The sequence below is a fragment of the Gordonia sp. (in: high G+C Gram-positive bacteria) genome, assembly GCF_020438995.1.
In the GTDB taxonomy this organism is placed as follows: Bacteria; Actinomycetota; Actinomycetes; order Mycobacteriales; family Mycobacteriaceae; genus Gordonia.
On sequence record NZ_JAGQTN010000232.1, the window covers coordinates 1 to 7,021 of the forward strand.

Consider the following 7,021-nt stretch of genomic DNA (forward strand, 5'->3'; position numbering starts at 1 on the left):
AGATCGCTGAACCGGTCCAGCACCTTCACTTCGCGTGAATGGACCAGCCGCGGACCGCCCGAGGCCATCCGTGCCGCACCGATCTTCTTGGACACCGCCGACCGTCGTTTGACGGCCGCCAGGATGACCGCGTCCATCCGGTCGATCTCGTGTCGCAACACGTCGATGTCGTCGGGGAGGTCGGTCACCTCGCTGCCCAGTTCGTACGCCGCCGGATCGAACGGGACGCCGGCGGCGGGGGAAGAATCGTCGGCGGGTCCGGTGGCGCTGGGAGTCTCGGTCACGCCGCTGATTTTGCCACGTCCGGCGCGCATTACACCGCCGGAGTCCGTCATGGCCCTCGACGGCGTGCCGGGGACATGCGCGGGCGGGAACTATGTCCGAAAACGCTTGTCGCAGGCGCCCGGTAACCTTGATCAACGATGATCACCTCCGCGCGTACACCGGTTTCCGACGACACCTCCGCCCCGGGTGCGGCCCTACTCGACGGGCTCAACCCACAGCAGCGGGCCGCCGTCCTGCACGAGGGTGCGCCGTTGCTGATCGTGGCCGGTGCCGGATCGGGCAAGACGTCGGTGCTGACCCGCCGCATCGCCTATCTGCTGGCCGCGCGCGATGTGACGCCCGGGCAGGTCCTGGCGATCACCTTCACCAACAAGGCCGCAGCCGAGATGCGCGAGCGGGTGATCGAGTTGGTCGGCCCGCGCGCCAAGTTCATGTGGGTGTCGACGTTTCACTCCACCTGTGTGCGAATCCTGCGTGCTCAGTCGTCGCTGCTGGCTCCCATCAATTCCAACTTCTCGATCTACGACGCCGACGACTCCAAACGATTGCTCGGAATGATCATCTCCGACCTGAATCTCGATCCGAAGAAGTTCAGTCCGCGCGGCGTGGGCACGGCGATCTCCAACTTCAAGAACGAGCTGATCTCGCCGGAGGAAGCGGTCGACACCGCCCCCGACGACGAGCCGTCGGCCGCCGAGATCGCCCGGATCTACGGCGAGTATCAGCGCAGGCTGCGCGCGGCCAACGCCTTCGACTTCGATGACCTGATCGGCGAGACGGTGGCGCTGCTGCAGCGGCATCCCGAGGTGGCCGAGTACTACCGTCGCCGCTTCCGGCATGTGCTGGTCGATGAATACCAGGACACCAATCACGCTCAGTATGTATTGATCCGTGAGCTCGTCGGCAGTGACAAAGGGCAGGGGGGCGGCGGTGTCGTGGCGCCCTCGGAACTCTGTGTGGTCGGTGATGCCGACCAGTCGATCTATGCGTTCCGCGGCGCTACGATCCGCAATATCGAGGAATTCGAACGCGACTTTCCCGACGCCGAAACCATTCTGCTGGAACAGAATTACCGGTCGACGCAGACCATACTCTCGGCGGCCAATGCGGTTATCGCACGCAACACAGGCCGCCGGGAGAAGCGGCTGTGGACCGATTCGGGCGACGGTGAGCTGATCGTCGGCTACGTCGCCGACAGTGACCGGGACGAGGCGGCGTTCATCGGGAAAGAGATCGAATCGCTCACCGACTACTCGATCGGCGGGTCATCGAGCTATTCGTACGGCGACGTCGCGGTGTTCTACCGCACCAACACCGGCTCCCGTCCGGTCGAAGAAGTCTTTGTGCGCCATGGCATTCCGTACAAGGTGGTCGGCGGTACCCGGTTCTACGAGCGCAAAGAGGTCCGCGACATCGTGGCCTATCTGCGGGTGGTGGCCAACCCGGACGACTCGGTGAGCCTGCGCCGGATCGTCAACACCCCGCGCCGCGGCATCGGTGATCGCGCACAGGCGTGTGTGGCGGTGCATTCGGAGAACCTGGGCATCTCGTTCTACGAGGCGCTGCGGGAGGCCGCCGAGGGTCGGGTGCCGTTGCTCAATACCCGTGCCAACAAACAGATCACCGCGTTCGTCGAGCTGATCGAGTCGCTGCGGGCCGAACATCTGGAGGCGTTCGGTACCGACGATCAGGCCACCATCGATGCGACCGCCGAGGGCGGCGACATCGGTGACCTCGTCGACGCGATCGTCGAGCGCACCGGGTATCGCGGTGAACTGGCCGCCTCCAACGATCCCCAGGACGCCGCACGTCTCGACAATCTCGACGAACTCGTCTCCGTGGCAAGGGAATTCAGCCTCGACGCGGCGCAGCTCGCCGAGGAACGCGACGATACCGGCGACGACGATCCCGAGGGGCTGCGCGAGGGGGAACCCGAACCGGGGTCGCTGGCCGCGTTCCTGGAGCGGGTGTCGCTGGTGGCCGACGCCGACCAGATCCCCGACGAGGGAGAAGGTGTCGTGACCCTCATGACGCTGCACACCGCGAAGGGCCTGGAGTTCCCGGTGGTGTTCGTGACGGGCTGGGAGGACGGTCATTTCCCGCACATGCGGGCGCTGGGTGATCCTGCCGAACTCAGCGAGGAGCGGCGTCTGGCGTATGTGGGGATCACGCGTGCCAAGGAGCGCCTGTACGTGACTCGTTCGCTGATGCGCGCTTCCTGGGGGCAGCCGGTGAGCAATCCGGAATCCCGTTTCCTGCAAGAGATCCCGCAGCATCTCCTCGACTGGCGGCGTACTGAGCCCAAGCGGTCGGCGCGGCGTGAGTGGGGATCGTCGGGCGGTGTCTTCGGCGATTCGTCGGGGCGAGCGGGGCGGGGTGGCTCGTCGTCCTGGTCGCCGGATCCGGCCCGTCGTGGCGGCAGTCGCAGCGTGGTGAACTACGAGGTCGGTGACCGCAACAACCACCCCAAGTACGGTCTGGGCAAGGTGATCTCCAAGCAGGGCAGTGGCCCCGCCGAGCGGTTGGTCATCGATTACGGCCCGGGAGTGGGCCGGATGACGTTCATGGCCATCGGGCTGCCCGGCGACAAACTCTGACGGCCGGACGCAGAAAGCGCCTCACCCGGCGGGGTGAGGCGCTTTCGGAACGGATCGGGTCAGCCGGAGTAGCCGGCGAGCCGGACGCCGTGGCGGGCAAGCCAGGGTGCCGGATCGATCTTGGTGTTGCCGTTCTTCCAGACCTCGAAGTGGACGTGGGGTCCGGTGGAGAAGCCCTCACTGCCGACCAGGGCGATGACATCGCCGGCGGTGACGCGCTGCCCGGCGTGCACGAGCACACCCGACGACGACATGTGACCGTACATGGTGATGGTGCCGTCGGCGGCTTCCAACTGCACCCAGTTGCCGTAGCCCGACGCCGGGCCGGCCTCCTTGATGACACCGTCGGTGGCGGCGTGGATCGGCGTGCCGAGCGGGGCGGCCATGTCGATGCCGCCGTGGAAGCTGCCCCAGCGGTTGGCGTAGGCGGAGGTGAGCTGATACGAGCCCAGCGGCAGCGGCGACTCGAACATCGGGCGCCGGGCCAGGGCCTCGCGCCGGGCCTCCTCGGCGGCCCGTGCCTGGCCGAGCTGGAGCTGGTCGGTGAAGACGCTCAGATCGGCCGACGGTGCGGCGGCTGCGACACCGGGACCCAGGTCGGGCGCCGACGTGGCGGCGACGGCCGGATCGGTGACGTTGGCGGCGGGAGCCGGTGCCGGGGCCTCGGACGACGAGTTGATCTGTGACACGGCTGCGACCGCGGCGCCGGCAGCCACCGCGAACAGTGCCGCGCGGCCGCCCTTGAGTGCGGTGGGTGGCGCGGCCACACGGTGGCGCCCGCGGCTGCGACGGCCTTGGCCGGTATTGGTGCGGAACGGCTTGTCGGCGGTGTCGGTGCGGGGCAGGCGGATCTCGCCGCTGTTGGCCAGACCGTAGGTGTCGAGCCGGGCGCCGGAGACGTCGAGCGGTTCATCCTCGATGAACTCGGCTTCCGGCAGGAGGATGTCCTGGGTGACCTCGGACCTGGTCGGACGATAGTCCTGGTACCCGCGACCGTAACCCCAGCCCTCCCGGGCTTCGAGGTGCATCGCCGCGTGCAGATCCTCGATCGGGATGATCGTGGTCATGGTCTCGTCGAAATCGGGACCGTCGAACACATCGGTGGCCGTGGATCCTGTAGAGGCTGCAGAACCCGTGGAGGCTGCTGCCGTCGGGTCGACTCGGAACCTGCGTCCTGCCAAGTCGTCCACCTTCTCTCTCGTTACCGCTGGCACTACTTGTCGTATAGGTTCGCGGCAGACCGGCCGTGACGACGATACGGCACCTGTTGAGGCTGACTTCACGTGCCCGCGTCTACGTCGATCTGTGATCGTTCCGTGACCTGAGCTATGACGGTAACGAAATGGTGGAGACAAGTCCAACGTTCGGGCAAATTCGTGATCGCTGTGTGATGGCGATCACAATGTGATCTTGCGGACTTTGCCACTGGCAAGTGGAAAAGCGAGATAGTCAAGTCTCGATTGTGAATCGGAAGATCCCGGTAACCTGCGGGATGCCTGCGTTGTGACAGTGCGGGCGGCAGTCGCCGATGGGCCGGAAGTCCGACCGACCGAGTGATCTGTCGCACAAGGTGCCGGAGTGGTGGATTCCGCGACTAAGGGCAGGTTTAGAGTCCGATATGGCCCGCGTTACACCCACATGCGGGCAAACCTACGAGACGGTGAGCTGAATGGATCTCTTCGAATACCAGGCGAAGGAACTGTTCGCCAAGCACGGGGTACCCACCTCCGCTGGACGTGTGACCGACAACGCCGCCGACGCGCGGGCCATTGCCGAGGAAATCGGCAAGCCCGTGATGGTCAAGGCGCAGGTCAAGGTCGGTGGACGTGGCAAGGCAGGCGGCGTCAAGTACGCCGCCACCCCGGATGACGCGCAGACCCACGCCGACAACATCCTTGGTCTCGACATCAAGGGCCATATCGTCAAGAAGCTGCTGGTCGCCGAGGCCAGCGACATCGCTGAGGAGTACTACATCTCCTTCCTGCTCGATCGCGCCAACCGCACCTACCTGGCCATGTGCTCGGTCGAGGGCGGCATGGAGATCGAAGAGGTCGCCGCGACCAAGCCCGAACGGCTGGCCAAGGTCCCGGTCGACGCCGTCAAGGGCGTCGACATCGCCACCGCCCGCTCCATCGCCGAGCAGGGTCACCTGCCCGCCGAGGTGCTCGACGCCGCCGCGGTCACCATCGCCAAGCTGTGGGAGGTCTTCGTCGCCGAGGACGCCACTCTCGTCGAGGTCAACCCGCTGGTGCGTACGCCCGACGATCAGATCCTCGCCCTCGACGGCAAGGTCACCCTCGACGGCAACGCCGACTTCCGTCAGCCCGGCCATGCCGAGTTCGAGGACAAGGACGCCACCGATCCGCTCGAGCTCAAGGCCAAGCAGCACGACCTGAACTACGTCAAGCTCGACGGCGAGGTCGGCATCATCGGCAACGGCGCGGGCCTGGTCATGTCGACCCTCGACGTCACCGCCTACGCCGGTGAGAACCACGGTGGGGTCAAGCCCGCCAACTTCCTCGACATCGGCGGCGGCGCCTCGGCCGAGGTCATGGCCGCCGGCCTCGACGTCATCCTCGGTGACTCGCAGGTCAAGAGCGTCTTCGTGAACGTCTTCGGCGGCATCACCGCCTGCGACGCGGTCGCCAACGGCATCGTCGGCGCACTGGAGAAGCTCGGCGCCGCCGCCAGCAAGCCGCTGGTCGTGCGCCTGGACGGCAACAAGGTCGAAGAAGGCCGCAAGATCCTCGCCGACGCGAATCACCCGCTGGTGACGCTGGCCGAGACCATGGACGCCGGCGCCGACAAGGCCGCCGAACTGGCGAGCAAGTAAGGAACGCTGGACATGTCGATTTTTCTGAACAAAGACAACAAGGTCATCGTCCAGGGCATCACCGGTGGTGAGGGCACCAAGCACACCGCGCTCATGCTCAAGGCCGGCACCAACATCGTCGGCGGCGTGAACGCACGCAAGGCGGGCACCACCGTCAGCCACGTCGACGCCGACGGCAACGCCGTGGAACTGCCGGTCTTCGGCAGTGTCGCCGAGGCCATTGAGAAGACGGGTGCCGATACGTCGATCGCGTTCGTGCCGCCCGCCTTCTCCAAGGACGCCATCATCGAGGCCATCGACGCCGAGATCGGGCTGCTCGTGGTCATCACCGAGGGCATCCCCGTGCAGGACTCGGCGTACGCGTGGGCGTACAACGTCGAAAAGGGCGGCAAGACCCGCATCATCGGCCCCAACTGCCCCGGCATCATCACCCCGGGCGAGGCTCTGGTGGGCATCACGCCCAACAACATCACCGGTAAGGGGCCGATCGGCCTGGTGTCCAAGTCGGGCACGCTGACCTACCAGATGATGTACGAGCTGCGTGACCTCGGTTTCTCCACCGGCATCGGCATCGGCGGCGACCCAGTCATCGGCACCACCCACATCGATGCCATCGAGGCCTTCGAGAACGATCCCGAGACCAAGCTGATCGTCATGATCGGTGAGATCGGCGGCGACGCCGAGGAGCGGGCCGCGGAGTACATCAAGGCCAACGTCACCAAGCCGGTCGTCGGCTACGTCGCGGGCTTCACTGCGCCGGAAGGCAAGACGATGGGCCACGCCGGCGCCATCGTCTCGGGTAGCTCCGGTACCGCCGCGGCTAAGAAGGAAGCTCTCGAAGCGGCCGGGGTCAAGGTCGGCAAGACGCCGAGCGAGACCGCCCGCCTGGCCCGCGAACTGTTCGAGGCCCTATAGCCCGTTTCGACTGGTCCCAATAGCCCAAGCGATCGGGTCACAAACATGGTCGCCGCAACTCCCGAACGGGAGGCGCGGCGACCATGTCGTTTACGGATGGCTAGGAAATTCTACGCCCCGTGCGAATGATGCGGCGAAGAAGAGAATGTGCCAGCGACAACGTCGGGCGGCGTGAGGATGTGTACAGCTGCTGACGGCCACGGGATGCGGTAGCCGGCGTCGCCGTGCTCCGAGTACTCATCGGGTTCAACGACCCATACGACTTTCAGGTCGCGGCCTGCCGGCACGATCGACGAGACGTTTTCAACGGACGCCTCCTCAAAGGTGTGAAGACTGTCGGCTACTACGAGATCCCCAAGATTCTTGGCACCAATTCGGTCCCCGATCGCCT

The 7,021-nt window shown here is 65.8% G+C and carries 6 protein-coding genes; 3 read left to right on the top strand and 3 right to left on the bottom strand.

The genetic code is table 11. From position 1 onward, the window contains the following. A partial coding sequence (locus tag KDB67_RS16350; protein WP_291017762.1) for a chorismate mutase occupies positions 1–284 on the bottom strand: 284 nt, incomplete at its 3' end. A gap of 138 nt (positions 285–422) precedes the next feature. On the opposite strand from KDB67_RS16350, the gene KDB67_RS16355 reads away from it, so the two are divergent. After that, positions 423–2,882, top strand: coding sequence for a UvrD-helicase domain-containing protein (locus KDB67_RS16355; protein ID WP_291017765.1), 2,460 nt, complete (start codon positions 423–425; stop codon positions 2,880–2,882). Between the two features lie 59 nt (positions 2,883–2,941). Here KDB67_RS16355 and KDB67_RS16360 read toward each other — a convergent pair whose 3' ends face one another. Further along, entirely contained in the window at positions 2,942–3,910 is a 969-nt protein-coding gene (locus tag KDB67_RS16360; protein WP_291017774.1) for a M23 family metallopeptidase, read from the bottom strand. 641 nt (positions 3,911–4,551) lie between these two features. Between KDB67_RS16360 and sucC the strand changes: the two genes are divergently transcribed. Both sucC and sucD read left to right on the top strand, forming a co-directional pair. Further along, the gene (gene sucC / locus KDB67_RS16365) at positions 4,552–5,715 is read left to right on the top strand and encodes an ADP-forming succinate--CoA ligase subunit beta (protein ID WP_291017767.1); all 1,164 of its coding nucleotides are present in this window, start codon (positions 4,552–4,554) and stop codon (positions 5,713–5,715) included. 12 nt (positions 5,716–5,727) lie between these two features. Next, a complete protein-coding gene (sucD, locus tag KDB67_RS16370; protein WP_291017769.1) occupies positions 5,728–6,630 on the top strand; it encodes a succinate--CoA ligase subunit alpha in 903 nt (300 codons plus the stop codon). Between the two features lie 110 nt (positions 6,631–6,740). Here the strand turns inward: sucD and KDB67_RS16375 are convergent. Continuing rightward, positions 6,741–7,021, bottom strand: a 281-nt coding sequence (locus KDB67_RS16375; protein WP_291017772.1) for a hypothetical protein, incomplete at its 5' end; no start/stop codon positions are given.

What these genes read in the sequence shown, in the direction of transcription:
- KDB67_RS16355 (WP_291017765.1), top strand. Translation starts at nt 423, where the DNA reads ATGATCACCTCCGCGCGTACACCGGTTTCCGACGACACCTCCGCCCCG.
- KDB67_RS16360 (WP_291017774.1), bottom strand. Translation starts at nt 3,910, where the DNA reads ATGCACCTCGAAGCCCGGGAGGGCTGGGGTTACGGTCGCGGGTACCAG.
- sucC (WP_291017767.1), top strand. Translation starts at nt 4,552, where the DNA reads ATGGATCTCTTCGAATACCAGGCGAAGGAACTGTTCGCCAAGCACGGG.
- sucD (WP_291017769.1), top strand. Translation starts at nt 5,728, where the DNA reads ATGTCGATTTTTCTGAACAAAGACAACAAGGTCATCGTCCAGGGCATC.